Below are 25,157 nucleotides of genomic sequence, written 5' to 3'. Positions count from 1 at the left end.
TCGAACCGGCCGCGCGGCGGAACGGGACCCTCCTCCCCCACGGACGCGGAAGTGTCCGGGAAGTACTCCCAGCTCTGGTCCGGGGTGACGTCTTCGGCCGCATCGCCGTACGGTGCGGCGCCGCCCGAGGTCCCCATTTCCCAAAACGCCTGGTTTCCCTGTTCGGAAACCAGCGGGGTCGACGACGCTTCGAGAGTTCCCGCGCCCAGCATCAGCACGGCGAGGAACACTGCACCGATTCCCCTCCGGATGGTTCTCCAGGAATTCAGGACGCCCGTCTTCCAGGAAGTTTTCCGCACCCAGAACCCTTACCCGTCGAATTCAGAAGAAGCCGGACCCGAGCCGTGGAAAATCCTCGCCAGGGGGAGCTCCAGAATTGGTCGCACTCCGGCATCGTGCCGCAGCGGCCAAGACCGCCGCCAGCACGGTGCGGCCAATCGGGTCCCCGGCCCCGGAAGCGGCCACGACGCGCTGGTCGCGGCGAGCAGGACCACCGCTTCCCACGCCGTGCACCCGATCGGGTGATGGTGGCGAATCGGCCTATTCCTCTCTGCATATGATCCGTGCTCGTGACACAGCGACAGGGCCGTGCGAAGGCTCATGCCACGGCCGACGTGGTCATCGTCGGAGCGGGTCCGGCGGGACTCGTCCTCGGAAACGTCCTGCACAGCGGCGGCGTCGACTGCGTGATCCTGGAGCGCGCCGCGGAGGAGCACGTCACGACCCGGGCGCGCGCCGGATTCCTCGCCGCGCACACCGTGCGGGTCCTTGAGCGCAACGGCCTCGCCGAGGGGCTGCGCCGGCGTGGACAGCGGCACGGCGTCTGTGAGTTCCGTACCGAGGACGACCGATTCCGCCTGGACTACGGCCGGTTCGGCAGGGGCGAACACCACACCGTCTACCAGCAGCACGAGTTGCTCGCCGACCTCCTTGAGCGGTTCCGGGGCTCGGGCGGACGGATCCTCTTCGAAACCGAGGCGACGGTCGTGCGCGACGCCGACACCACGCGGCCCTCCGTGGCGGTACGGGAGCCGGACGGCCGCCCCGGCACGTGGCGGACGAGGTACGTCGCGGGCTGCGACGGACGACACGGGGCGGCGCGGCGGGCGCTCAAGCCCGGTTCGGTCCGTCACCACCGTGACCACGGGGTGTCCTGGCTGGGTCTGCTCGCCGAAGCGCCGCCGAGCCTCGACGCGGTGGGGTACGCGCTGCACCGCCGGGGCTTCGCCGGGCACATGGCACGCTCGTCCGCGACCACCCGCTACTACCTCCAGTGCGCGCGCGGCACCACCCCCGAGACCTGGTCGGAGGAGCGGATCTGGGACGAACTCGCCCTGCGGATGCGTGCGGCGGACTACGGCCCCCTGCGCCGCGGTCGGATCCTCCAGCGCACCGTCGTCGCCCTGGAGTCCGACGTGCTCGAACCGCTGCGCCACGGCTCGCTCTTCCTGGCGGGTGACGCCGCGAGCCTGGTCGCCCCGTCCGCCGCGAAGGGCGCGAACCTCGCCGTGCTGGAAGCGGAGATCCTCGGCCGCGCCCTGATCGACGACCTCGTGCACGCCGACCCCGAACCCCTCGACCGCTACTCGGCACGGTGCCTACAGCACATCTGGCGCGCACAGGCGTTCTCGCACTGGATGGTCGAACTGCTGCACGGCGCGACCGACCCGAACGGCGACTGCCGGTTCCAGGACGGCTTACGCCACTCCCGCATCGAGGCGCTGCGCACCTCGCGCACCCAGCAGGACTGGTTCGCCGAGAACTACGTCGGCGTATGAGGACCGGGCAAGGAGCAGAAGGACGGGCGGGGACCCGCGCGGCGAGTGCCGTCCTGCTCCCCGCCGACCTCCCCGCCGACGATCTCACCCGCTTGAGCGCGGCGGCCGAGTACGTCAGGGTCCGGGAGTCCGACGCGCTGCTCCCCCTCCTGCTACCGGGCCTCGACGGCCCGGAGTTACGAACACTGACGGAACGCTGCCGCTTCGAGCACGCCGCGCTCGTCGTCTTCCCGCCCGACCCCCGGGCACTGCGCGCGGACCTGGCCGCGTGCGGCCTGACAGCGGCCGCGCCGCCCCGGCCGAGCGTCGTGGTCCGCGAGCGGCTGGCACTGCGCCACCGGCGCGACGCGAAGGACCTCGACGTGCGGATCCTGCGCCCTGGCGCGTACGGCCCCGACGGGAGCAGGCGGGTGGTCGAGGTGTTCACGCTCGTCGTCCCACCGGGCTCCGCGCTCACCGCGATCGCCGCGCACGAACGCGTCCACGAGCACGAGGCGCATCTGGCCTTCGAAGTGGACCGCCCCGACGGGCCGGCGCTGCGCGGCCTGTGCGCGAGCTTCGTCCGCCACGGGGCGGTCGCCGACGGGGGCGGCTACAACCCCCACGAGAACGGCACGGTGCTGTACTTCACCGCCCCGGCCGCCGCGAACGCCGGATACCGGCGCGTGGAGCTCCACGCGGACGGCGACCACCGGGACGTTCTCGCCGCGCACCTGGACGGACACCGGGCGCGGCGGCCCGCGACGAACGACCGCGGGCCCCGGCGGCAGCGCGGCTCTCCGTGACGGGTGCGTCGCGGCCCCGGCCCGCCGCCGACGGACCGCCGCTAGTCCGGGACCCCGGCCCCGGCCTGCGCGAAGCGGAGGTAGCGCTCGACGGACCGGGCCAGCACCTCGTTCGCCCGGGAGGTGACGACCCTGTTCCACCACGCGCCGTACAGCCGCTCGAACCGGTATCCGGCGAGCAGGTCCGCCGCCGCGCGGACCGCCTGCGGACGCTCCGGGATGTGGTTGGCGTAGCTGTACATGAGGGTCACCCAGCGGGCGTCCGGGCAGACGTTGACCACGTCGCCCGTGAACAGCGCCCCGTCGCCCGCGCTCCAGTGCAGCACCGCACTGCCCGGAAAGTGCACGCCCGGGTTGATCAGGGTCACCTCGTCGGTGAGGCGGAGCGTGCGCCCGCTCCAGAACCGCACGGCCGGGTCCGGGCGGCCCACCCACTGGCGGTCGGCTTCGTGCAGGTGGACCGGCGCGTCGAAGGCGTGCGCCCACTCCACCATCGAGGAGTAGAAGTGCGGGTGGCTGATGGCGATGTGGTCGATGCCGCCGAGCTCCTCGACGGCCCGCACCATCGTGTCGTCGAGGTAGGGCACGCAGTCCCACAGCACGTTCCCCGCGGCGGTGCGCAGCAGCAGGGCCCGCTGGCCGATGGCGAACTGCGGGGTGACGCCGATGCCGAGCACGTCGGGCCCCTGCTCCTCGAAGTGGCCGCTGTGGCCCTCCTCGCGCAATCCGGCCAGCGTCGTCCACTGCTGGCCGTCCCGGCCCACGTACTGCCGCTCGTCCAGACAGACCGGGCAGTCCTGACGCGCGGCGGCGTACTGGGTGCCGCAGGTGCGGCAGATCGGAAGCCCCGGAAGGGTGGTGTCAGCCACGGTTGCCTCCGGCGAGGTCGGTGCGGTCGGTGAGGTCAGCGAGGTCGGTGAGGACGTACGGACGGCTCGGCCGCCAGCCCAGTTCCTCGACGGCGCGGCGTCCCGACACCACCTGGTCGAGCGCGAGCGCCTCGGCGAACGGCTCCCCCAGCACCTCGGCCGCCTCGGCCCGCGGCCACGGCTCGGCCCGGCCGGTGCCGCCCGCGGCGACGTCGGCGGCCGCCGCGACCGCGGCCGCCGGGACGGACTCCCACGCCACGCCGTGCAGCAGGGCACCCGCGTGCGCCTTGGTCAGCGCGAGGACGTACAGCTCGGCGAGGTCGTCGACGTGGACCATCGGCCAGCGGGTCGCGACCTGCCCCACGTAGCGGCCCGTGCCGTGCTCCCTGGCCCAGCCGGTCATCAGGCCGGGAATGCCGCCGCCCCGGCCGTACACGATCCCCGGGCGTATCACCACGGCCCGCACGTCGTCACCCGCGGCGGCCAGCACCCGCTGCTCGATCCGCGGCCGGTAGCCGACGATCGCGATCGGGTCGGTGTCGGCGTCCTCGGCCAGCGGGACGTCCCCGGTGGCGCCGAGCACCCACACGCCGCTGGTGTAGACGTACGCGCGTCCCGTGCCGCGCAGGGGCGCGACCAGCGCCTCCAGGGCGGCGGCGTCCACCGCCTCGTCACCGGTCGGGGTGGCCAGGTTCACCACCGCGTCCACGTCCTCCGTCACCGCCGCGCGCAGCGACTGCGGGTCGGTCAGGTCGCCGACCCGCACCGGCGCGTCCGGGCTCGCCGCGGCCGCGTTCTTGACCAGGGGCACCACCTCGTGGCCCTCCCGCGTCAGCCGTGACACCACCGCGGATCCGATGTAGCCGGTGGCACCGAGTACCAGGACCTTCATGAACTCTCCCCAGTTGACTTGTCCGAGAACGGAAGAACAGTAGGGACACCGCCCCGACCCGCGGATCCGTCGAATGACCTGGGTGCCGTGCCGGGGTGTGGGCACACGTCAGCCCAGGTCGAGCGCTCCTAGGGCGGCCCGCGACGTCACGCCGAGCTTCGGGTAGGCGTTGGACAGGTGGTAGCCGACCGTGCGCGGGCTCAGGAACAGGCGCGCCCCGATGTCCCGGTTACTCAGGCCCGTCGCCGCGAGCCGGGCCACCCGCAGCTCCTGTGCGGTCAGCCGGCCCACGAGGTCCGCGCCCGCCGCCGGGGCGGCCGGGGTGGCACCGGCGGCCCGCAGCTCCGTGCGGGCCCGGTCCGCCCACGCCGCCGCAGGCATCCGCTCGAACGACTCCAGCGCCGCGGTCAGTGCCTCCCGGGCGGCGGCCCTGCGCTTCGCCCGGCGCAGCCACTCCCCGTACAGCAGCCGGGTGCGCGCCTCCTCGAAGGGGCGGCCGTCGCCCTCGTGGGCCGCGAGTGCACGCTCGTAGTACTCCTGCGCCCCCGTGGCGTCGGCGGCGAGCAGGGCGCGGCAGCGCAGTTCCACCGCCGCCGCCCAGGCGGTTCCGGTGGCCCCGGCCCAGTGCGCGAAACGTTCGGCCGCCCGTCCTGCGTCGGCGGCCCGATCGATCCGGACGGCGGCCTCCACCTGGTCGGGCAGGCTGTGCACGGAGACCATGAGGTGCCGGTGCGGGCCGCCGGTCAGGTCCGCGAAGCGGTGCAGCGCCCGGTCGTAGCGGCCGAGGCACAGGTCGAACAGGCCCTGCGCCCTGGCCAGCCAGATCGGGATCGGCGCGACGTCCGGGTACGGGTCCGGGCCCGGCCGCCCTGCGGACCGCCGCCCGCCGTCCGGCCGACCGCCGACGTCCGGCCCGTCGGCCCCGGCCGGACCGGGCAGACCAGGCGGACCGGCCGGACCGGGCGGTTCCTCCCCTTCGAGCGCGGCCAGCACCGCGAGGACGCCGCTGAGCATCGTGGCGAGATGGCGCTGGCCGGTGTCGCAGGCGATCTCCAGGCCCTCGACCGCCGTCGTGTACGCGTCCCGGTGCCTGCCCAGGAACAGCCGCAGCCGCGCCAGTCGCAGCAGCACCCGCGGCAGCACCCCGACGGCTCCCTCCGCCCGGCACTCCCGCTCCAGGGCGACCGCCTCGTCGTGCACCGTGCGGTACTCGCCGAGCAGCATGTCCCAGCCGTGCAGGCGCACCTGTTCGGTCAGGCTCCGCTCGTGCCGGGTCCGTACGACGTACGCGGCGAACTCCCGTACCGCCGCCGCCCCGCCCTCCGGATCGCCCGCCAGAGTGTCGAGCACCCCGGCCGCGCCCCGGTGCACGGGATGCCCGCCGAAGTCCAGACCGGCCGTCCGTTCCCGGGTGTCCCGAGCCGCCGCGACCGGGTCCGGCGCGTCCCAGGCCATCGCCGCCGATTCGAACAGCAGCCACGCCCCCGTGGCCGGACGGTCCGCGGTCACCTCGGACACCGCGTCGACGAGCAGCAGACGCGCCGACTCCGCGCGGCCCTGCCCGTGTTCGAGCGCCGCCCGGACGCTGGCGAGCCGGGCGACCGCCGACGGACCGCCCATCGGCGCCGCCTCGTCGGCGAGCGTCCCCGCGAGCTCCACCTGTCCGGCCTCGGCCGCGGCGGCCGCGGCGGCGGTCAGCCGCACCGAGCGCGCTTCCTGGTCCTCGGTGAGCCGTGCGGACCGCCGGTAGGCGGCGGCGACCGCCGCCCGGCCGCCCCGAGAACGGAACAGCTCGGCGCTGCGCTCCAGTTCGGCGGCGACCTCCTCGTCGTAGCCGACGGTCGCCGCGGCCAGGTGCCAGGCCCGGCGGCCCATGTCCCCCGCGACCGGCGCCGCTTCGGCGAGCGCCCGGTGCGCGGCGGTCCGCTCGACCAGCACCGCCCCCTGGTAGGCGGCGGCCCGCGCCAGCGGATGCCGGAACAGCAGCCGCCGCCCCGACACGCTCACCAGGCCCGCCGCCTCCGCCGGGCCGAGGTCCCCGGCGGCCGCGCCCACCCGTTCGCCCGCCGCCACCACCAGCGCCACGTCACCGGTGTCGTCCGCGGCGGCGACCGTCAGCAGCAGCCGCGTCGGCGCGGGCAGCGCGCGGATCCGCTCGTCGAAGATCCGCCGCACCCGCCACGAGGCCGGCAGGACGGCGATCTCCCGTGCGTCGAGCTGCTCGCTCCCGCTCCGCTGGGCCGCCGTCAGGGCCTCCACGAGTTCGACGAGGGCGAGCGGATTGCCCCGCCCCAGCCCCAGGACCCGGCTGCTCACGGAGGAATGCAGGTCGGGCGCCCGTGCGGCCAGCAGCGCCGTTCCCTCCGCGTCGGTCAGCGGACCGAGGCGGAGCGTCGGCAGGCCAGGGGCGCCGTCGAAGGCCGCCGAGTCCTCCTGCGCGGCGAACACGACGGCCACCCGCCCCACGCCGAGGCGACGGGCCGCGAACAGCAGCGCGTCCACGGTCTCCAGGTCCAGCCAGTGCGCGTCGTCGACCAGGGCCACGACCGGGCGTTCCTCGGCCAGTTCGTCGAGCAGGCCCAGCGTCGCGGCCCCGACCCGGAAGCGGTCCCCGGCGGGCGCGTCGTCGGGCGCTATCGCCCCGCGCAGCGCCAGCGACTGGCGCTCCGGCAGGCTCCTGACCCGGTCCAGGGTGCCCCGCAGGAGCACCTGAAGACCGGCGTACGGCAGCGCCGCCTCCGACTGGACGCCCGTGCACCGCAACAGCAGGGCGTCGTCAGCGGCCGCCGAGGCGCACCGGTCGAGCAGCGCCGTCTTTCCCGAGCCGGCCTCGCCGAGGAGCACCACGGCGCCGCCCCTGCCCTCCCGCGCCCCCGCCAGGAGTCCGTCCAGGACGTCCCGTTCGTGGTCCCGGCCACTGAGACCGGCGGGCCGCCGGTCGACGGCGCCCGCCCAGACCGCGTCGGTCATCAGCACTTTCCCCCTCCTTCGAGACGCCCCACCCTATTAGTGATCATGACCGCGCACGCGGGCCGGTGACCGTGCGCCGGACGCCCGGGGCTTCCTATGATCACGGGGTGAGGATCTGGACGGAGCACCCCGCCAAGACCGACGTCGAAGCGCTCGTCGGCCGCTACTTCGGCCTGCTCCGAGCGGGCAGGACCCGCGAGGCCGAGCGGCTCGTCGAGCACACGTCGCTCCGGCACGTGCTCAGGGCGCTGTGGACCGGCTCGGTCGGAGCGGGCGCCGATGACGACCGGGCGGGGCGCGGCCCTGCTCCCGCCCCGTGGGAGCAGGACCTTTCGTGGCTCCGCGAGCTGGGTCTCGGGGAATTCAGCTGGGGCGAGAGCGGCGACGGCTTCTACGTCAAGGTGGTCCACCGCGAGCGGACGATCGAGGTGGCGTTGGGCTTCTGGATCAAGCAGACCGACGCCGGTTGGGTCCTCTCGGGACCGTCCACCCTCTGGTAGGACGGAGGCCGGCAAAGAGGATGCCGAACGCCCTCCCCCGCGGCTTCAGTTGTTCGGGCCGTTGAGGATCCAGGAGAGGTTGAAGCGGCGCCAGACGACGGAGCGGTACGAGTCCTTGCCCGTACCGTCGTTGAAGAAGTCGGACTCCACGAGGGCGCCGATCTTGTAGTCGGCGGTCTTCGTCATGCTGGAGTAGCCGCCCTCGTGCCCCGCCCCGCTGACCGGCGCGTCGCTCAGGGCGCGGCCGTAGGTGAAGGTGCGGGCGTCGGCGTCGTAGCTGATCCGCACCCGCATCGCCCTGCGGCTGTCGGTGGACGCGGAGTTCATGAAGAGGGTGCGGGCGGGCGCGTCGAGGTTGTACGAGAGGACCGAGCCCTCGCACCGGGGGTCGGGCAGGCCCGTGTCCTTGCTGAACGCGCCGAAGCCGTCGAGCGTGCCGCGCGCCACCTTGCGGTGGGTGTCGCTGCCGGAGGGCCGGTCGTTGCGGTAGAGGTTGCCGTCGGGCGTCTGGGCGATGGTGCCCTCGCTGCCCGCGCCGCTCAAAGCCTGATAGGTCCAGGTGCGGTTGCCCGCGGGACCCCGTCCGACGATGTTGCGCCCCTGGGCGGGCACGACGAGTTCGCCCGAGCGCAGCACGATGCCGTTGCCTGGGCCGACCGCGTCCCACGCCTGCCCTGCCGGGGTGAGCCGATCGGTCATGTCCTTGGGCGTGGTCCAGGTGGCGCCGTCGTCGGTGCTGGTGGTCAGGAACAGGCGGCGACGGCCCTGTTCGGTGGAGTCGACCTTCTTGGTGACGGTGCCGTCGGGGAGGGTGTCGCCGCCGTTTTGGCTGCGGTCGCCCGCGTTCCACGACAGGAACAGGTAGACGGTGTCGCCGTCGACGACCGGGGTCGGGTTGCCCCAGGTGCCGTTGCCCGAGCCGACGACCTCCTTCAGGGACTCCCAGTCCGCCGGGTCGGCGCCGTGGTCGGTCGTGGTGCGGGTGCGCTTGTAGACGAGGTTGATGTCGCCGTAGTCGCGGTTGTCGTGCCGCCGCCCCTCGGCGAAGGCCAGGATCCGGCCGCTGGCGGTCTTGACCACGGCGGGGATGCGGAAGGAGTGGAAGCCGACCCCGGAGGCGAGGCGGTCGGGGGACGCCATGTTGGCGCTGCGGAACAGCGCGAACTCGCGGTGGTACTGGGCCGCGGACTTCGCGGGGTCGACCACCGCCGCGACGGCCGTGCCGTTCGGCACGGCGAGGGTGGTGAGGGCCGCGGTCAGGGCGGTTGCCGCGGCGACGGCCAGGCGAGTGGAACTCAACTTCGACGCTCCTCGGGCCCTTGGGCGGGCCGTTCGACGATCTCGTGCACGGACGCGTACCAAGGCATCAGACGCTTCCGGCCGCCGCACCCAACTCCGTGCGAACCGGACGTGAAGATATCGAACCCGCGTGCCCCGTCGCTGGTCACCCCCGGTGCCGCGGCCCTTCGCCCCGCCCGCCCCGTGCGGCGGCCGCCGCACGGGGCCGGAACTTCTCCCTACTCGGGGGTAGGCCGACCCCGGGCCCTTGTTATACGGTCCGTCTAACAAGGAGCCGGGACACGCGCCGCACTCCGGCCTCCCCCGCCCCGCAGACCTCCGTGCCCGCACGCCCCGTCACGCGCGAATCGAGGAGCCGCACCATGGCAAGCACCGCCGCCCAGCCAAGCGCCCCGCACCAGCCCCGGGACGAAGTCGCCGAGCGGCTGCTCGCATCCGCGGCGACGCTCTCGTACGACCCCGCCACCGAGGTCGACTGGCAGACCCCGCTCGACGAGGACTTCCACGGCGCGAGCCCCGAGTGGAGCACGCTGTACGGCACGGCCTACTGGAGCGAACTGACCGACGCCCAGCGCAAGGAGCTGACGCGGCAGGAGGCGGCGTCCGTCGCCAGCACCGGCATCTGGTTCGAGATGATCCTCCAGCAGCTGGTGCTGCGGGACATCTACGCCAAGGACCCGACCACCGCCACGTTCCAGTGGGCGCTCACCGAGATAGCCGAGGAGTGCCGGCACTCCATCATGTTCGCGCGCGGCGCGAAGAAGCTGGGCGCTCCCGCGTACCGGCCGCGCAGGCTCGCGGTCGAACTCGGCCGCTTCTTCAAGACCGTCGGGTTCGGCGAGTCCGCGTACGCCTCGATCCTCGTCGCCGAGGAGGTGCTCGACGTCATGCAGCGCGACTGGATGCGCGACGAGCGGGTCGTGCCGTTCGTCCGCACGATCAACAACATCCACGTCGTGGAGGAGTCGCGGCACATGAAGTTCGCGCGCGACGAGACGCGCAAGCGCATGGCGAAGGCCGGCTGGGCGCGCCGCCAGACCAGCGCGCTCCTCATCGCGGTCGCCTCGTACTTCATCGTCACCAGCATGGTGAACAAGGAGGTGTACGCGAACGCGGGCCTCGACCGGGAGCGGGCGCTGCGCGAGGCCGCCGCCAATGAGCACCACAAGTCCATGATGCGCTCCAGCTGTTCGGGCCTGATGGACTTCCTGGCCTCGGCCGGACTGCTCACCAGGCCCGCCCTCGCGTTCTACAAGCGCGCCCACCTGATCTGAGCGGACCGGACGACGCCATGCCCTACGCCATCACCCAGAACTGCTGCAGCGACGCCACCTGCGTCGCCGTCTGCCCGGTCAACTGCATCCACCCGACGCCCGAGGAACGCGCCTTCGGCAGCACCGAGATGCTCCACGTCGACCCGAAGACCTGCATCGACTGCGGCGCCTGCGCGGACGCCTGCCCCGTCGACGCGATCTTCCCGGTCGACCGGCTCCTGCCCTCCCAGCGGGAGTACGCCTCGATCAACGCCGCGTACTTCGAGGGCGTCGACGTGGAGGGCGTCGGCTTCGAGGGCGTCGAGCCCGCGCCCGTCGAGGACGGCCCCAACTTCCACGCCTGGGGCGCCCCGACGTTCGAGCGCACCCTGCCGTCCGACTTCGCGCCGCTCAGGGTCGCCGTCGTCGGCACGGGCCCCGCCGGGATGTACGCGGCCCAGGACCTGCTGCTGCACACCCCCGCCGAGGTCACCTTGATCGACCGGCTGCCGGTCGCGGGCGGCCTGCTGCGGTACGGAGTGGCGCCCGACCACCCCGCGACGAGGAAGGCCCAGGACTCCTTCGCCCGCTTCCACACCCACCCCCGGGTGCGCACGCACCTCGGGATCGAGGTCGGCCGTGACGTCACCGCCGACGAACTGGCCGCGCACCACGACGCGGTGATCTACGCGGTGGGCGCCTCCACCGACCGCCGTCTGGGGATCCCCGGCGAGGACCTGGCGGGCAGCGCCGCCGCGACGGCGTTCGTCGCCTGGTACAACGGCCATCCCGAGGTCCCCGCCGACGCGGTCGAGCTGTCGGGCGAGCGCGTCGTCGTCGTCGGCAACGGCAACGTCGCCCTCGACGTCGCCCGCATCCTCGTCTCCGATCCGGACGCCCTCGCCGCCACCGAGATCGCGCCGCACGCGCTGGCGGCGCTGCGCGCGAGCACGGTGCGCGAAGTGGTGGTGCTCGGCAGGCGCGGGCCCCGGGACGCCGCGTACAGCCGCTCCGAACTGCTCGCGCTGCGGCACCTGCCGGGCGTGGAACTGGTCGTGGACGACTCCGACCCGCGCACCGGCCGGGCGATCGAAGCGGCGGCGCCCGGCGACAGGGCGGCCGTCCTGCGCGACGTGCCGCGCCGCGCGGTCGACTGGTCGCTGCCGCCCGCCGGAGGGCGGCGCATCGTCCTGCGCTTCCACTCCGCGCCCGTGGCGGCGGTGGGGGACGGCGCCGTACGTGCCGTGCGGGTCACGGACGACGGCGCCGAGGACGGTGTGGAGGTCCCGACGGGGCTGCTGCTGCGGGCGATCGGCTACCGGGGGGTGCCCGTCCCCGGGCTGCCCTTCGAGGAGTCCACCGGAACCGTGCCGCACGAGCGCGGGCGCGTGCGCGGGCTGCCCGGCACGTACGTGGTGGGCTGGATCAAGCGCGGCCCGTCCGGCGGCATCGGCGCGAACCGGGGCTGCGCGGCGGAGACGGTGGGTACGCTGCTGGCCGACGCCGTGGCGGGCGCGCTGACCGCGCCCACGGGGAGGCCCAGGGCGTTCCGGCGGCTGGTCAAGCGCCGGCGCTGACCGCCGCGCCGCCCCGGAATTCCCCGCACGCCGTTCGCACCGCGAACCGGAAGGAGACCACGCATGGCCGACCACGACCTCTCGGGGTTCGAGCGGAGCACCTTCGCGCACGGGGGCACCGCCCACGACGTCCTGCGGCGCGGCACGGGGCCCGCCGTCGTCGTGATCGCGGAGGTTCCCGGCATCACGCCCAAGGTGCTGGAGTTCGCCGAGCGGGTCGCGGACGCGGGGTGCACGGCGGTGCTGCCCGTGCTGTTCGGCAGACCCGGAGTGGACCCCCACCCCAAGGCCCACGGCAGGCTGGCGACCGCGCGCTACGGGGCCTCCACCCTGCTGAAGGTCTGTGTGAGCCGCGAGTTCACGGTCCTGGCCACCGGTCGCACCTCGCCCGTCGTGGACTGGCTGCGCGCGCTCGCCGCCGCCGAGCACGAGCGGTGCGGCGGCCCCGGCGTCGGCGCGGTCGGCATGTGCCTCACCGGTGGGTTCGCGCTGGCGATGGCAACCGACGAGCGGCTGCTCGCGCCCGTGCTCGCACAGCCCTCGCTGCCGCTGGCGATCACCACGGGCAGGGCCCGCACCATCGACATCTCGCCCGAGGACCTGGCCGTGGTCAAGGGCCGCTGCGAGCGCGACGGGCTCAAGGTGCTCGGACTGCGCTTCCGGAGCGACACGTTCGTGCCCGACGGCCGCTTCGGCTTCCTGCGCGCGCAGTTGGGGGACGCCTTCGTCGCGGTCGAGCTGGACGACGCGGACGCGAACCCCGAGGCCCTGCTCAAACCCCACTCGGTCCTCACCGAGCACCTGGTCGACGCACCGGGGCAGCCGACCAGGGCGGCGCTGGACGAGGTCCTGGACCTGTTCCGCACGCGGCTGCTGGGCGAGGGCGCCGGCGTACCCGCCGCGGAGCCCGACGGCGGGCAGGGCGCGTCCGACGAGAAGTCCGGTGAGCCCGCGACTCCGTAGATCACCCCGAGCACCCATTTTCGAGGGGGCGCCCGAACGGACGCGCCGTCGCTCCCGTGCGCCCGGCGCGGACCGGAACCGCGTGTACCGCCCCATTATCCGCGCCCCTCCCGCGCGCCTACCCTGCTGTGTCAGGGCCGCTGGATTTTCGTGTACGGCGGCGAGGGCCACGGCACGGGAGCAGGTCTCCATGGGATTCGGCTTCGGACAGCGGCGCGGCGGTCAACTCCCCGTCGAACCGACCAGTTTCGTCGGCAGGACCGAGGACCTGACGCGGGTGCGCGAGGCGTACGACTCGTCGCGCCTCGTCACCCTCGTGGGGCCCGGCGGCGTCGGCAAGAGCCGCACGGCGCTGCGCGGCGCGGGCGGGCTCGGGAAGAGGTTCCCCGACGGGGTGTGGCTGGCCGAACTGTCCGCGCTGCACGATCCCGAACTGGTGCCCGCGACGCTCGCCTCGGTGCTGGAGCTGCCCGAACAGCCGGGCATGCAGCCGCTGGACGCCGTCGTCTCGCACCTCCAGGGCCGCCGTCTGCTGATCCTGCTCGACACCTGCGAGCACCTGATCGACGCGTGCGCGATGCTCTGCGACACGCTGCTGCGCGAGGCGGCCGACGTGTGCGTGCTGGCCACCAGCAGGCAGCCGCTCGACGTGCCGGGCGAGCGCTGTGTGCAACTCGCGCCGCTGGCCTCTGGCGACGCGCTGGAACTCTTCGTGCAGCGGGCGTCCGCCGCCGTGCCGGGATTCTGCGCCACCGACGCCAACAGGGCCCAACTGCGCACGCTGGTCGACCGGTTGGACGGTATCCCGCTGGCGCTCGAACTGGCGGCGGTGCGGCTGCGCGCGGTGCCGCTCGCCCAGCTCGTGGCCCGGCTCGACCAGCGCTTCGGGGTGCTGACCGGCGGGCGGCGCACCGCACTGGGACGGCACCAGGCGCTGCGTACGGCGGTCGACTGGTCGTACGAGCTGTGCACCCCGGCCGAGCGGCTGCTGTGGGCGCGGCTTTCGGTGTTCGCGGGCTCCTTCGAACTTCCCAGGGCTGAGTGGGTGTGCGCGGGCGGCGACCTGCCGTCGGACGCCGTGCTGGAGGCGCTGGTCGGGCTGGTCGACAAGTCGGTGGTGCAGCGCGTCGGCGCGGACGGCGAGCAGTACCGGCTCCTCGACACGATCCGGGACTACGGCGCCGAGCGGCTGGCCGGGACGGAGGGCTCGACGGCGGTGCGCGAGCGGCACTTCGCGTACTACCGGGAGCTGGGCAGACGGCTCTGGGACGACCTGCTGACGCCTTCGCAGGTGGAGCTGTACCGGCAGGGCCGTGCCCAGGTCGCCGATCTGCGCGCCGCGCTCCAGTACGCCTACGCCCTGGACGGCCGCGCGCCCGAGGGGCTGTGGCTGGCGGCGCAGCTCGCGCCGTTCTGGCGGGCGCTCGGGACGCTGTCCGAGGGGCGGTACTGGATCGACAAGGGTCTCGACCTGGTGCCCGAGGAGTGCGCCGAGCGGGCCTGGGGGCTGCTCATGACGGGGGTGCTCGCGGTGTGGACGGGCGACCTGCTGTCGGCGCCCGAACGGTTCGCGCAGGCCCGGGACGCGGCCGTGCGGTGCGGCGAGGAACGGGTGGAGATGTTCACCGAGCCGTACCTGGGCGCGATGCGGGCGCTGTGCGGCGAGGAGGAGGAAGGGCTCGTCGAGCTGGAGCGGGGGCGCCTGCGGATCGTGGCGGCGCAGGACCCGCTGGGCATGGGCGTCGTGCACTACGAGGCGGCACTGCTGCGGGCCGTGCTCGGGGACGTCGAGGGGGCGCTGGGGCTGTGCGAGGTGGGCCTGGACTTCCTGCGGGAGACCGGCGACCGGCAGCTCTACGCGTCCACGCTGATGGTGCAGGGCATGGTCCTGTGGCTGGCGGGCCGGCACGAGGAGAGCGCGCCGCCGCTGCGGCAGGCGCTGGAAGCGGTGAGCGAGGTCGGTGACGTGCTGGTCGCGGCGCTGTGCTGTCTGGGCCTGGCCTGGCACTGCGCCCGCAGCGGGCGGCACACGCGGGCGGCGTGGCTGCTGGGGTACGCGGAGAGCGCGCGCCGCCTGACCGGTGACCCGGTCTCGATGCTGCCCTCGCTCCTGGAGGAGCAGGAGGCGGTGCAGCGGGACGTCAGGGACGCGCTCGGCCCCGCCGCGTACGAACGCTGGTACGGGCTCGGGGCCCGGCTGTCGGGAACGGACGTGCTGGAGGCCGTACGGGCGGACGTCGACGTGCCGCCCGCGCTGCGCAGCGTGCCCGGAGCGCGCCGGGAGTCCACCGAGGCGGCGCCGCTCACGCCCCGGGAGCGGGAGGTGGCGGTGCTGGTGGCGCAGGGGCTGTCCAACCGGGAGGTCGCGGAACGGCTGGTCATCTCCAAACGGACCGCCGACACCCACGTCGAGCGGATCCTCGCCAAACTCGGCATCACCTCGCGGGGCGACATCACCCGGATCCTGGAGGAGTGACGGGATGCGGTTCGCATGGGTATACGTACGCCGGTAAGGACGTCGGGGCCCGCGGCCCGCCGCGCTCCCCGCACACCTAGGCATACCGATCTGTGCGGAGTACGGATGCCGGGACGTCGGTGCTCGTTGAATGCTGTTCCTGTCGCCCGGAGCTCACAAGGAGCAGCGGGCCCGGACGCGGGCAATGTCAGTCATCCCCACGGCTCGCATGGCTACAGGCGTCCGGTACCGCGGCTCATCGGGGCGGCGCGCGAGGTGTGCGGCTGCCCTCGTCGGCGGGACAGCCGCACGCCTCTTCGCCCTGTGCCTCTGCCGTGCGCGCCACGCCCGGCCCTTCTCCCGCCCGGCGGTCCGGTCAGGGCGCGCCCGAGACCCCGGCGTGCACCGGAAGGACGACCACCGTGCGCGGCAGCGGTACGGGGAAGGCGCGCGGCGAGCCCTGGACCCCGGCCTCGATGTCCGCGATCAGCCGACGCAGCGCCGCCGAGCTGTGCGGCGCGGGCACGCTGTCGTCCAGTGCGGCGAGCGTCCGCCGCGCCCGGCTCCGGGCCCGTCCGCCGCGCCCTTCCAGGTGGTCGACGAGCGCCTTGGCGTAGCGGGCGATGACGCAGGCCCAGGCGTCGTTCCTGAGGCCGGGCCCGGTCAGTGCGCGATGGGCGGCGCGGCGGGCGGCCGCGGGCGCGAAGAACGCCTGGGCGACGGCGAGGGCGGCGAGTCCCACGGCCTGGGAGGGGCCGCCGGGCGCCAGTTCGGGGATGGTGTCCACGGCTTCCGCGAAGTGCTCGGCGGCGGTGCGCGGGTCGCCCTCGTACAGGGCGATGGTGCCCAGCACGAGGGCGATCCTGCCGATCGTGGCGTCGTCGCCCGCGATGACCGCCGCGGGCCAGGCGCGGCCGAGCAGCGCGCGGGCCGCGCGGGGGTCGTTGCCCGCGCTGAGCCAGGCCATGAGCCAGCGGCCGCGCATCACCTGCGGGCTCTCGGCCGGGCACATCGGGAGCAGGTGCAGGAGGTAGCCGCGGCCCTCCTCGGCGGCGTCGTGCACCGCCCACCAGAACCACAGGTTGACGACGGTGTCGAGGGCCACGGCCGCGTGCTCGGGGTGGCCGAGGGCGTACCGGAGCATGGCCCTGATGTCGTCCTCCTCCTCGCGGAAGAGCTGCACGGCCTGCGCCTGGCTGCCGGTGCCCCACAGGTTCTCGGCGACGGCCGCGATCTGCCAGCAGTGGACCATGCGGCGTTGCAGCGCGACCTCGTATTCCCCCGCGTCGCGCAGCCGCTCGGTGCCGAAGTCCCGTGCGGCGCGCGTCATCCGGTAGCGGGGTTCGCGCAGCCCGCCGGGGTCGCGGAGCGCCTCCAGGACGCCGATGCGCGTCAACTGGGCGATGCAGCCGAGCACTTCGTGGGGTTCCACGGTGCCGCCCGCGCACAGCAGTACGGCTGCCGACTCGTTGAAGGCCCCGACGAAGACGCTGGCCCTGCTCCACACGGTCCGTACGGACGGTCCGCACAGCACGTAGCCCGCGCCGAGGGCGTCGCGCAGCGAGCGGTGCCTGCCCAGGTGCGGACGGGGGTCGTCGAGCCAGCACTGGTGGCGCTCCAGCAGGTCCGCCAGGTCGTCCAGGCCGTAGCGGGCGAGCTGCCGCGCGGCCAGTTCGACGGCGAGCGGGAAGCCTTCCAGCGAGCGGCAGACGGCCGCGACCGTGCGCAGGGCGGCGGCGTCGGGGCAGAAGCCGTCGACGGCGCTCCGCGCCCTGGCCAGGAAGAGTTCCACGGCTGGCGCGTGCCCGCCGCCCGTCCCGGGCGGGCGCGTGCTGAGCGGCGCGAGCCGGTACGCGTGCTCGTCGCCGAGCCCCAGGGAGCGGCGCGACGTCACCAGGACGCGCAGTTTCGGCACGGCCATCAGCAGGCTCTGGACGACGCCCAGGCACTCCAGGTGGAACGGGTCGACGTCGTCGAGGAGCAGCAGGACGTCGGTGCCCGGCTGGGCGGCCACCAGTTCGCGGAGCTCGTCGAGCCGGGCGCGGCCCGCGGTCTTGGGGAGCGGGACCATGCCGGTGAACGCCTGCCGTACGGCGGCGGCGAGCGTGCCGGGCGCGCCGGGGCCGCTGCTCTGGGCGCGGACCCGGACGACGCGCCGCCACGGCATGTCCGCCGCGTTCCGTACGGCCGCGTCGGCGAGTCGGCTCTTTCCGACGCCCGCTCCGCCCGTCACCGTCACCAGGCGGTGCTCGGCGAGGAGCGCGCGGAGGTCGGCGACTTCCCGTTTCCGGCCGACGAGGGCGCCGTGCGGCGCCTCGTCGGCTCCTCTTTCGTCGTACGCGGACGGCGCTCCGGGCCTGCCGACACACTTCCACACTGTTCCGGTTCCTCCACCTGGATAGGGCTTCGCCGAGCGGTGGCACCGCTGCTAGGAGGTCGGCAACCCCATGCGCAGAATCGTCACTTCTGCTGCCGTGCCACACGCTTCCAACGCGGTGTCGGCCCCAAGGTGTCGTCGCTGGTCACGGGTTCACACAGCGCGACGAACCTTCGAACTTCCGTGCCAGCTACTGACAGCCGATTCTGTGTTCGGCGGAGCTCGGATCCCGGTGTAGGGGCGGGCGGACGGTTCGGCGACGGGCTTCGGGCCCGTGGCCGGACCGCCCGCCGTGCGGGTCGATGCGCCTAGCGCGCCCGGGGGACCTTGAGCTTGTCCCAGCTGAGCCTGCCCGGTACGCCGTCCGCGTCCTCGCCGGTGAAACCGAGCTTCTTCTGCCACGCCGCGTACGACCTGCGGTCCGCCTCCGACCAGACCGGCCCCGGGCCCTCGGCATAGCGTCCGCAGCCCTCGGCGACCAGGCGGCGGCCCATCGCCGTGATCACGGCGTGCCGCTGCCCCGGGCGGAACAGGGCCGCGCCGGGGAAGGGTTCGTAGCCCGCGGGCCTGGACGGGGGCCTCGGGGCCGGGGCCGGGTCCGGCCTGTCGCGCAGCCTGGCGGCGATGCGCGCCCGCATCGAGTCCATGGAGAAGCCGCGCGGGTCGACCTTGCCCGGCTGCCACTCCTTGTGGCCGATCACCGAGCGCTCGCTCCAGCCGTGCGCCCGGCAGATCGCGGCGGCGGCCTTCTCGATCGCCTCCAGCTGCACGGCGGGCCACGGGTCGTCGCCGTTGCCGAGGTTGACGCACTCGAAGCCGTAGAAGTGCCGGTTGCCGTCGGTGTCGGCCTCGTTGTCCGGCGGCAGCTCCCGCTCGTCGATCACCGCCCGCAGCACGTCCCCGTCGCCGAGCCCCGCGTGGTTGGCGCGGCCGTTGCCGACGAGGTGCACCTCGCCCTTCTTGTCGATGACGCCGTGGCACAGCGGTCCCGGCAGGCTGGAGTGGCCGTCGTAGCAGAGCGCCACCGAGCTCGCGGTGCCCGAGGTGACGGTGTGGTGGATCATCACGCCGTGCGTCGGGCCCCAGGGCCCTTTGGAGTTGCGGTTGTGGGTGCGCCACTCGCGCACCTCGTGGACGGTCAGTCCCTCGGCGCGGAGCGCCGCGAGGAGCTTGGCCGCGGTCAGCGGTGTGGCCATCGGATTTCCCCCTAGGTGTTCTCGGTGGCCCGGTGGTCATCGGGGCCGGATTCGGTACGCGCACCAGGGCACCGGGGGCCTGTGCGGTACGTATTCCGGGGCCGCTACGGGCCTGTGCGGTACGCGTACCGGGCGGCGCCGGGCGGCCACCGCGCCCGCCGCCCGTGCACCGGTTCTCGGTACGCCGACCGTCCGTATACCTACGCGGGCACCGAAACGCCGTGGCCGCGGGCGCCGGGCGGCCGAGGACCGGCGGCTCCGCTTCCCCTCGAAACCCGTCCGGTTGGCCGTTTCGACACCCGCCCGGTTGACCGTCCGGGCCGTGCGGTGCGCTTGCGACTCCTGATGCTTGAGTGTTCAACGCAGCTTGCTGGAAAGGGAGTTGAGGAACAAGAGGTGTGCCGACTACCTCAAGGGAAGGTCCTGTGAAGACCGTTTGCCACACGGGTTGCCACGCGAGTTTCGATGAGCGAGTACGGGTTCGGCTCCGGCAGCGGGGCCACCGAGACGACCTCCAGGCCCGCCCGCGCGCAGACCGCGTCGAAGTCCGCGCGGGTGCGCTCCCTGCCGCCCACGTTCACCAGCATGTTCAGGTCGGTCAGATACGCCGTCCCGACCTGCCCGACCTGCCCGACCGGCACGGTCCGCGGCAGCACCTGCTCGACGATCAGCACGCGCCCCCGCGGAGCAAGGGCGGTGGCGCAGTGGCCCAGGATCGTCACCACCTGCTCGTCGTTCCAGTCGTGGACGATGCTCTTGAGCAGGTAGAGGTCGAGACCCTCGGGAACCGACCGGAAGAAGTCCCCCGCGACCAGGGAGCACCGCTCCCCGAGGCCGCTTCGCGCCAGCGTGCCGGGCGCCTGGGCGAGCCCTTCCGCACTGTCGTAGACGACACCGCACAGTTGGGGGTGCGCGTTCAGGACGGCCGCCAGCAGCGTGCCGTCGCCGCCCCCGATGTCGGCGACCGTGCCGTAGCGGCCGAAGTCGAAGAGGCCGGGGAGCAGGGCCGCGGTCTCCCGGGTGCCCTGGCTCATCGCCGTGTTGAACTCCGCCGAGAGCTCGGGGTGTTCCTTGAGGTGGGCGAAGAATCCCTTGCCGAAGAGCGGGTCGAAGGACGTGCCGCCCGTCCGTACGCTCACGTCGAGGTGTTCCCAGGCCCGCAGCATCATCGGCTCGGTGAACATCGTGACCAGCGAGGTGACCGATTCGGGGTGCGCGGGATCGAGCAACGCGCCCGTCGGCGCGACGGAGAAGGCTCCGGGCCCGGTCCCGCCCTCCCGCAGGACGCCGAGGCCCGCCAGGGCGCGCAGCAGGCGGAGCGTGGCCTGGGGCTGGGTGCCGGCCGCCTCGGCGACCTCGGCCGCGGTCCGTTCGCCGTCGCCGATCAGCTCCACCACCCGCAGCCCGACCGCGGCGCGCAGGGTCTGGGCCGCCATGCTCCCGAAGAGCAGCCGCACCAGCGGCCCCCGCTCGGCAGACCCTGACGGACGGTCGCCTTCACTGCCCACAGCCATCTCCGCACCCCTTCCCGTTCCCACGGGCGATCCGCATCACCGAATGAGGCCAACTAGGCTACTGAACAAGGAGGTTGAAAGCTCGCGGCGCGGGCGGGCGCGCCTTTCACCCGGACGGGCGGGACGCCGGGAAGCGGCGCACGGGGCGTCCGTGCGGTGGCTAGCCTGGCGCGCATGTGGCTGGCCGTCTTCGTGCTGCTCGAAGGTCTTCTGGTGTTCTGCTGCGGGGCGCTGGGCGATCGTCACCTCAACCGCAACGTCCGCAGATCGGGCCTGCTCGCGGGGACGATGGGGCTGACTGCGGAGAACGCACGGGACCTGCCGCTGCCATGGATCCACCCGACCGCCGTCGCCCTGGCGACGGCGGGCTTCTGCGCCTTCGGCATGCGGTTCGTGTGGACCGGCCTCAGGCAGGGCCGGGACCCCGGCCTCGATCCGGCCAAGGCCGCCGAGGACTATCTGGCCGGCCGCGCGAACCTGAGCCGCTTCGACCGCGCCGGTGACGTCGGAGCCCTCGACGCGAGCGTCGACAAGCTGCGGTCCGCGGTCCGATCCAGCCGGGGCGAGCGGGCCAGGACGGAGTACGCCGCGAACCTCGTCATGGCGCTGCGCGGCCGGTACGAACGCCTGCGCGATGCCGACGACCTGGACGAGGCCGTGACGACCGGCCGGGAGGTCGCGGGGTCCGCGTCGGCCCGCGCGCCGCGCCGCGGCGTCCTGCTGTCCCAGACGAGCTGCGCGCTGCGGCTGCGCCACGACCACTTCGGGGACGCGGCCGACCTCGCGGAGGCCCTGGCGGTGAGCCGGGAGGCGGTGGCCGCCGCGCGCCACTCCGAGGACCGCGTCAGCTGCCTCGGCGAGCTCTCCGCCGTGCTGCGCAGCCGCTTCGAGCGCGAGCGCCGCGCCGACGACCTGGACGAGGCGATCGAGACCCTGGAGCTCGCGGTGCGCACCACGCGCTCGCGCGACCGGCCCTTCGTGCGCGTGGTCCATCTGACGACCCTGTGCCGACTGCTCGTGGAGCGGTACGGACGGTCGGGCCGGTGGGCCGACCTCGACCGGGCGCTGACGGTCGGACGGCAGGCCGCCCAGCGCATGCCCCCCGAGTACCGCCTGTACGACACCTGCCTGAACAATCTCGCGCTCGCCCTGCGCGTCCGTTACGAGCACACGCCCGACGCGGCCGAGCTGGACGAGGCGGTCGCCCTGGCACGGGAGGCGGCGAAGAACGCGCCCGCCGACGACCCGGCCCGCGCGGGGCACCAGCTGAACCTCGCGCTCGCGCTGCACAGCCGCCACCGCGCGGACGGCAGGGCCGAAGGGGCGAGGGCCGCGGACCTGAAGGACGCGGTGCCGCCCGCCAGGTCCGCGGCGACCAGCCCGGTGGCGGACGTTCCCGCGCGGGTGGCGGCCGGGGTCGTCTGGGGCGACATCGCGGCGACGGCGGGAGAGTACGCCGAGGCGGTCACCGCCCTGGAGGGGGTGATCGAGCTGCTGCCCCGCCTCGCCGCGCGCGAGCTGCACCGCCCCGACCAGGAGCACCGGCTCGGCCAGGGCGCGGGCATCGCGGCGAACGCGGCGGCCTGCGCCCTGGCCGCAGGGCAGCCGGAGAAGGCCGTGGCGCTGCTGGAGCAGGGCCGCGGAGTGCTGCTGGGCCGGGTCCTGGACGACCGTGCGGACCTGACGGCGCTGCGGCACCACCATCCGTCGCTCGCCGACCAGTTCACGAAATTACGGGACACTCGGGATACTTTGGACGGCGTGCCAGCGCCTGAATCTCCGCTGGGCACGGAGCCGGTGGAGCCTGACGGACCGGACGGCCCGGATGATCTGGACGGCCCGGATGATCTGGATGACTCCGATGGCCCGAATGCCGCGATTCATCCGAATCATTCGGATCATCCAGACAGCGAGTCTCACCCTGAACCTGAGGGTGAGGGTGAAGTCAGTGGGATTCCGGAAGGGCGGAGTGCCGGGGCCCTGGCCCCCGTGTCCCGTCAGGTCCTCGAACGGGAGAACGGCCGCAAGGCCCGCCGCGCCCTCGCCTCCCAGTGGGACGCCCTGCTGGCGGACATCCGGTCGCGGCCCGGCTTCGAAGGCTTCGCCCGCGGCCCCGACGTCGCGGCGCTGCGCGCGACGGCCGCCGACGGGCCGATCGTCTTCCTGAACGTCAGCCCCTACCGGTCGGACGCGATCGTGCTGGAGGCCGACGGCGTACGGACCGTACCGCTGCCCGGCGTCACGCTCGACGCCGTCGACGAACAGGTCCGTACGACCGTCGACGCCGTGCGGCCGGAGCATCTGCTGGACCCTGCGGCCCAGGCGCGCTTCGCCGGGGTGCTGGCCTGGCTGTGGGACGCGGTGGCCGCGCCGGTGGCAGAGGCGCTGGACCTGCGGCCCCCGCCGCCGGGCGCGGACCCCGCGCGCGTGTGGTGGGTGCCCACCGGACCGCTGACCCTGCTGCCCGTGCATTCGGCGGGGCGCCACGGCAGCAAGGGCGGAGCGGTCGGCGGCGGCGGCAAGGGCGGGGCGGTTCCGGCGAACCTGCTGGACCGGGCGGTCTCCTCGTACGTACCGACTGTCCGTACGCTGCGTGCGGCTCGCGCCCGGCAGCCCGAGAGGTCGGTGCCCCGGCCGCTGGTCGTGGCGCTGCGCGACACTCCGGGCGCCGCGCCGCTGAACGGCGCGCCCGCCGAGGCCGACGCCGTACGGGCCGCGTTCCCCCGGGCCCGGGTGCTGTCCGACGGCGAGGCGGACGCGCGGCACGTCCTGGCCGAACTGTCGCGGCGCTCCTGGGCGCACTTCGCGTGCCACGCGGTGACGGAGCCGGACGCGCCGTCGCGCGGCCGTCTGCTGCTCCACGACCACGAGCGCAGGTCGTTCTCGGTCGCCGACATCTCCCGGCTACGGCTCAGGAACGCCGAACTGGCCTACCTCTCGTCGTGCTCGACGGCCCGCCCCGGGCACCGGCTCTACGACGAGGCGATCCACCTCGCGTCCTCGTTCCAGCTCGCCGGGTTCCGGCAGGTGATCGCCACGCTCTGGCTGCTCGACGACCACGTGGGGGCGGAGTTCGCGACACAGGTGTACGAGCAGTTGGCGGCCGCGCCGCAGGGCGCGGGGCGGGCGGTGGACGGTGCCGCGGCGGTGCACCGCGCGACGCTCACCGCGCGGGAGCGGTACCCGAACTTCCCCGCGCTGTGGGCCGGACACATCCATGTGGGGCCGTAGCGCCCGTAGCGCATGCGGGACCGTAGCGCCTGTAGCGCATGCGCGGTCGGAGCGCCCGTCCCTTGGGGAGAGGTCCGCGAAGAGCCCGCCGGGGGCGCAGGCGCCTCACTCTTCGGGCGGTGCGGACGGTGCTGGATTCGCGGGTGCCGTACGGTCGGGCGCCGCCGTCCTCGACGGGGCCGCCGGTCCCGGGCCGCCGGGCTCCTGGAGCGCCGCCTGCGGTGAGGCCCCCGCGGGACCCGCGGGACCCTCGTCGGGTTCGGTGGCGCCGTCGCGGGGCGTGTAGCCCCGCACCTCGCGGGACCTGGCGAGCAGTCGCAACTCATGCGGGGTCAGTTCGGGCACTGCGGTCCTCCGGTGGGGTGGCGGGTTCCGCCCGCGTCGGGTGGATCAGCTCGACGAGGTCCGCGTCGGCGGCGCGGACGTGCAGACCGGCGCTGTTCTCGACACGGCCCGCGAAACCGCCGTCGGGACGCATCCGCCAGACCGACTCCAGGAACAGCTCGGGCGGCTCGGGATAGGAGGTCGCGTACGACCCCGATCCGTACCAGCCGCCCGCCCAGGTACCGTCCTTGAGCCGGACCCGTACGAAGCACGAGCCCCGGTGCCGGAACATGTGGTCCCACGCGCTCGGTGTGGCCCGGTAGCGCGCGGGCAGGCGGCGGCGCTGCCACATCGAGACGCCGACGGCCGCGACGGCGGGCACGAGGACGAAGAGGACCAGCGCCAGCAGCCCGGCCTGGCGCGGCTGGCGCACCACGCCGTCCCAGCGCGCCGCGGCGCCCCCGCGGACCACGCGCACCAGCAGCGGGCCGAGGGCGATCGCGTACACCGAGTCCAGCACGACGGACGCGGTCACGGCCCGCAGGATCCGCTCCCCGAGCTTGCTCTCCCGCACGACGGGGCCGCGCAGCCGCTCCCTGACGAACTGGTAGCTGATTCCCGGCAGCACGAAGAGCACCAGGAGGAACAGCTGGACCGGGGTGGAGGGGGCCTGTCCCACTGTTCAGAATCCCGACAGGTCGTGCGGGTCGTACCGGACCGCGGTGCGCTGCCGCTCACCGCGCACGGCCAGTGCGCCCATGAGTACGGCGCCCACCGCGCACCCCACTTCGAGCTGGAGCCGTACCGAGTCCGCCCAGGCCGCCATCTCGTCCCGGTACCAGATGATGCCGACGAATCCCACGACGCCGCTGACGCACCAGGCGAGCGCGACGAGCGGGTTCTCACGGCTGGTGGCGATCTCGCCGAGGAAGAGCAGCCCGGAGGCGAGCAGGATCAGGGCGTTCAGCAACAGCATGCCCTCGGCGCCGCTGAGCAGGACGGCCTCACCGGCCGCCAGGCAGACCACGCTGATCGCGGACTTCAGCACGACGTGCCCGCTCCGGGGCGACAGGAGCACGGCGAACACCTGGATTCCCATGACGAACGACGACCACGACCACTGCACGCCCCACCCGCCTCACCCGTGTCCGCAACCGTGTCCTCACCTGCGGCC

General features: G+C 74.0%; 18 protein-coding genes. 8 read left to right on the top strand and 10 right to left on the bottom strand.

Annotated features, from left to right (window positions below; all coding sequences use genetic code 11):
• Positions 1 to 614 precede the first annotated feature (614 nt).
• Together ACIBNE_RS03745 and ACIBNE_RS03740 are read left to right on the top strand one after the other, a co-directional pair.
• A complete protein-coding gene (locus ACIBNE_RS03745; RefSeq protein ID WP_399270056.1) occupies positions 615 to 1,778 on the top strand; it encodes a 4-hydroxybenzoate 3-monooxygenase in 1,164 nt (387 codons plus the stop codon).
• A complete protein-coding gene (locus tag ACIBNE_RS03740; RefSeq protein ID WP_399269116.1) occupies positions 1,775 to 2,563 on the top strand; it encodes a hypothetical protein in 789 nt (262 codons plus the stop codon). Before ACIBNE_RS03745 ends, ACIBNE_RS03740 begins: the two co-directional genes overlap by 4 nt.
• Before the next feature lie 41 nt (positions 2,564 to 2,604).
• Here ACIBNE_RS03740 and ACIBNE_RS03735 read toward each other — a convergent pair whose 3' ends face one another.
• The 3 genes from ACIBNE_RS03735 to ACIBNE_RS03725 all read right to left on the bottom strand — a co-directional run bounded on the left by ACIBNE_RS03735 (position 2,605) and on the right by ACIBNE_RS03725 (position 7,294).
• Positions 2,605 to 3,432 carry an MBL fold metallo-hydrolase gene (locus tag ACIBNE_RS03735; protein ID WP_399269114.1) on the bottom strand — a complete coding sequence of 276 codons (828 nt, stop codon included), beginning with the start codon at positions 3,430 to 3,432 and terminating at the stop codon, positions 2,605 to 2,607.
• Positions 3,425 to 4,324, bottom strand: coding sequence for an NAD-dependent epimerase/dehydratase family protein (locus tag ACIBNE_RS03730; protein ID WP_399269112.1), 900 nt, complete (start codon positions 4,322 to 4,324; stop codon positions 3,425 to 3,427). The genes ACIBNE_RS03735 and ACIBNE_RS03730 overlap by 8 nt, the downstream gene beginning before the upstream one ends.
• A gap of 108 nt (positions 4,325 to 4,432) precedes the next feature.
• Positions 4,433 to 7,294 carry an AAA family ATPase gene (locus tag ACIBNE_RS03725; protein ID WP_399270054.1) on the bottom strand — a complete coding sequence of 954 codons (2,862 nt, stop codon included), beginning with the start codon at positions 7,292 to 7,294 and terminating at the stop codon, positions 4,433 to 4,435.
• A gap of 107 nt (positions 7,295 to 7,401) precedes the next feature.
• On the opposite strand from ACIBNE_RS03725, the gene ACIBNE_RS03720 reads away from it, so the two are divergent.
• A complete protein-coding gene (locus tag ACIBNE_RS03720; RefSeq protein ID WP_399269110.1) occupies positions 7,402 to 7,794 on the top strand; it encodes a hypothetical protein in 393 nt (130 codons plus the stop codon).
• A gap of 45 nt (positions 7,795 to 7,839) precedes the next feature.
• On the opposite strand, the gene ACIBNE_RS03715 is transcribed toward ACIBNE_RS03720, so the two are convergent.
• The gene (locus ACIBNE_RS03715; protein ID WP_399269108.1) at positions 7,840 to 9,093 is read right to left on the bottom strand and encodes an exo-alpha-sialidase; all 1,254 of its coding nucleotides are present in this window, start codon (positions 9,091 to 9,093) and stop codon (positions 7,840 to 7,842) included.
• A gap of 362 nt (positions 9,094 to 9,455) precedes the next feature.
• Between ACIBNE_RS03715 and ACIBNE_RS03710 the strand changes: the two genes are divergently transcribed.
• From ACIBNE_RS03710 to ACIBNE_RS03695, 4 genes are all read left to right on the top strand, one after another.
• Positions 9,456 to 10,367 carry a diiron oxygenase gene (locus tag ACIBNE_RS03710; RefSeq protein WP_399269106.1) on the top strand — a complete coding sequence of 304 codons (912 nt, stop codon included), beginning with the start codon at positions 9,456 to 9,458 and terminating at the stop codon, positions 10,365 to 10,367.
• A gap of 17 nt (positions 10,368 to 10,384) precedes the next feature.
• A complete protein-coding gene (locus ACIBNE_RS03705; RefSeq protein WP_399269103.1) occupies positions 10,385 to 11,923 on the top strand; it encodes an FAD-dependent oxidoreductase in 1,539 nt (512 codons plus the stop codon).
• Between the two features lie 63 nt (positions 11,924 to 11,986).
• Entirely contained in the window at positions 11,987 to 12,886 is a 900-nt protein-coding gene (locus ACIBNE_RS03700) for a dienelactone hydrolase family protein (RefSeq protein ID WP_399269101.1), read from the top strand.
• Positions 12,887 to 13,076: 190 nt separating this feature from the next.
• Positions 13,077 to 15,362: an ATP-binding protein gene (locus tag ACIBNE_RS03695; protein WP_399269099.1), complete on the top strand. Its 2,286-nt coding sequence runs from the start codon at positions 13,077 to 13,079 to the stop codon at positions 15,360 to 15,362.
• Between the two features lie 355 nt (positions 15,363 to 15,717).
• Here ACIBNE_RS03695 and ACIBNE_RS03690 read toward each other — a convergent pair whose 3' ends face one another.
• The 3 genes from ACIBNE_RS03690 to ACIBNE_RS03680 form a co-directional block, all read right to left on the bottom strand.
• Entirely contained in the window at positions 15,718 to 17,718 is a 2,001-nt protein-coding gene (locus ACIBNE_RS03690; protein ID WP_399269097.1) for an ATP-binding protein, read from the bottom strand.
• Between the two features lie 308 nt (positions 17,719 to 18,026).
• A complete protein-coding gene (locus ACIBNE_RS03685) occupies positions 18,027 to 18,914 on the bottom strand; it encodes a peptidoglycan-binding protein (protein ID WP_399269095.1) in 888 nt (295 codons plus the stop codon).
• Between the two features lie 410 nt (positions 18,915 to 19,324).
• Positions 19,325 to 20,428: a methyltransferase gene (locus ACIBNE_RS03680; RefSeq protein WP_399269093.1), complete on the bottom strand. Its 1,104-nt coding sequence runs from the start codon at positions 20,426 to 20,428 to the stop codon at positions 19,325 to 19,327.
• 174 nt (positions 20,429 to 20,602) lie between these two features.
• Here ACIBNE_RS03680 and ACIBNE_RS03675 point away from each other — a divergent pair, with 174 nt between their 5' ends.
• Positions 20,603 to 23,659 carry a CHAT domain-containing protein gene (locus tag ACIBNE_RS03675; RefSeq protein ID WP_399269091.1) on the top strand — a complete coding sequence of 1,019 codons (3,057 nt, stop codon included), beginning with the start codon at positions 20,603 to 20,605 and terminating at the stop codon, positions 23,657 to 23,659.
• 105 nt (positions 23,660 to 23,764) lie between these two features.
• Here ACIBNE_RS03675 and ACIBNE_RS03670 read toward each other — a convergent pair whose 3' ends face one another.
• From ACIBNE_RS03670 to ACIBNE_RS03660, 3 genes are read right to left on the bottom strand one after another with little or no spacing between them, the layout of a single operon-like run.
• Positions 23,765 to 24,004 (bottom strand): hypothetical protein, encoded by a 240-nt coding sequence (locus ACIBNE_RS03670; RefSeq protein WP_399269089.1) that lies wholly within the window; start codon positions 24,002 to 24,004, stop codon positions 23,765 to 23,767.
• Positions 23,982 to 24,662, bottom strand: coding sequence for a DUF6338 family protein (locus tag ACIBNE_RS03665; protein WP_399269087.1), 681 nt, complete (start codon positions 24,660 to 24,662; stop codon positions 23,982 to 23,984). The genes ACIBNE_RS03670 and ACIBNE_RS03665 overlap by 23 nt, the downstream gene beginning before the upstream one ends.
• A 3-nt stretch (positions 24,663 to 24,665) precedes the next feature.
• Positions 24,666 to 25,082 carry a hypothetical protein gene (locus tag ACIBNE_RS03660; RefSeq protein WP_399269085.1) on the bottom strand — a complete coding sequence of 139 codons (417 nt, stop codon included), beginning with the start codon at positions 25,080 to 25,082 and terminating at the stop codon, positions 24,666 to 24,668.
• Positions 25,083 to 25,157 lie beyond the last annotated feature (75 nt).

Origin of the sequence: Streptomyces sp. NPDC050504 (genome assembly GCF_044458065.1) — a bacterium.
Taxonomy (GTDB): domain Bacteria; phylum Actinomycetota; class Actinomycetes; order Streptomycetales; family Streptomycetaceae; genus Streptomyces.
This window is presented reverse-complemented; position numbering and strand designations above follow the sequence as displayed.

Bases quoted from the DNA above. Each gene is read 5' to 3' on its own strand.
- ACIBNE_RS03675 (WP_399269091.1), top strand. From the start codon at position 20,603: ATGTGGCTGGCCGTCTTCGTGCTGCTCGAAGGTCTTCTGGTGTTCTGC.
- ACIBNE_RS03705 (WP_399269103.1), top strand. From the start codon at position 10,385: ATGCCCTACGCCATCACCCAGAACTGCTGCAGCGACGCCACCTGCGTC.
- ACIBNE_RS03740 (WP_399269116.1), top strand. From the start codon at position 1,775: ATGAGGACCGGGCAAGGAGCAGAAGGACGGGCGGGGACCCGCGCGGCG.
- ACIBNE_RS03700 (WP_399269101.1), top strand. From the start codon at position 11,987: ATGGCCGACCACGACCTCTCGGGGTTCGAGCGGAGCACCTTCGCGCAC.
- ACIBNE_RS03710 (WP_399269106.1), top strand. From the start codon at position 9,456: ATGGCAAGCACCGCCGCCCAGCCAAGCGCCCCGCACCAGCCCCGGGAC.
- ACIBNE_RS03730 (WP_399269112.1), bottom strand. From the start codon at position 4,324: ATGAAGGTCCTGGTACTCGGTGCCACCGGCTACATCGGATCCGCGGTG.
- ACIBNE_RS03725 (WP_399270054.1), bottom strand. From the start codon at position 7,294: ATGACCGACGCGGTCTGGGCGGGCGCCGTCGACCGGCGGCCCGCCGGT.
- ACIBNE_RS03680 (WP_399269093.1), bottom strand. From the start codon at position 20,428: ATGGCTGTGGGCAGTGAAGGCGACCGTCCGTCAGGGTCTGCCGAGCGG.
- ACIBNE_RS03695 (WP_399269099.1), top strand. From the start codon at position 13,077: ATGGGATTCGGCTTCGGACAGCGGCGCGGCGGTCAACTCCCCGTCGAA.
- ACIBNE_RS03660 (WP_399269085.1), bottom strand. From the start codon at position 25,082: ATGGGAATCCAGGTGTTCGCCGTGCTCCTGTCGCCCCGGAGCGGGCAC.
- ACIBNE_RS03685 (WP_399269095.1), bottom strand. From the start codon at position 18,914: ATGGCCACACCGCTGACCGCGGCCAAGCTCCTCGCGGCGCTCCGCGCC.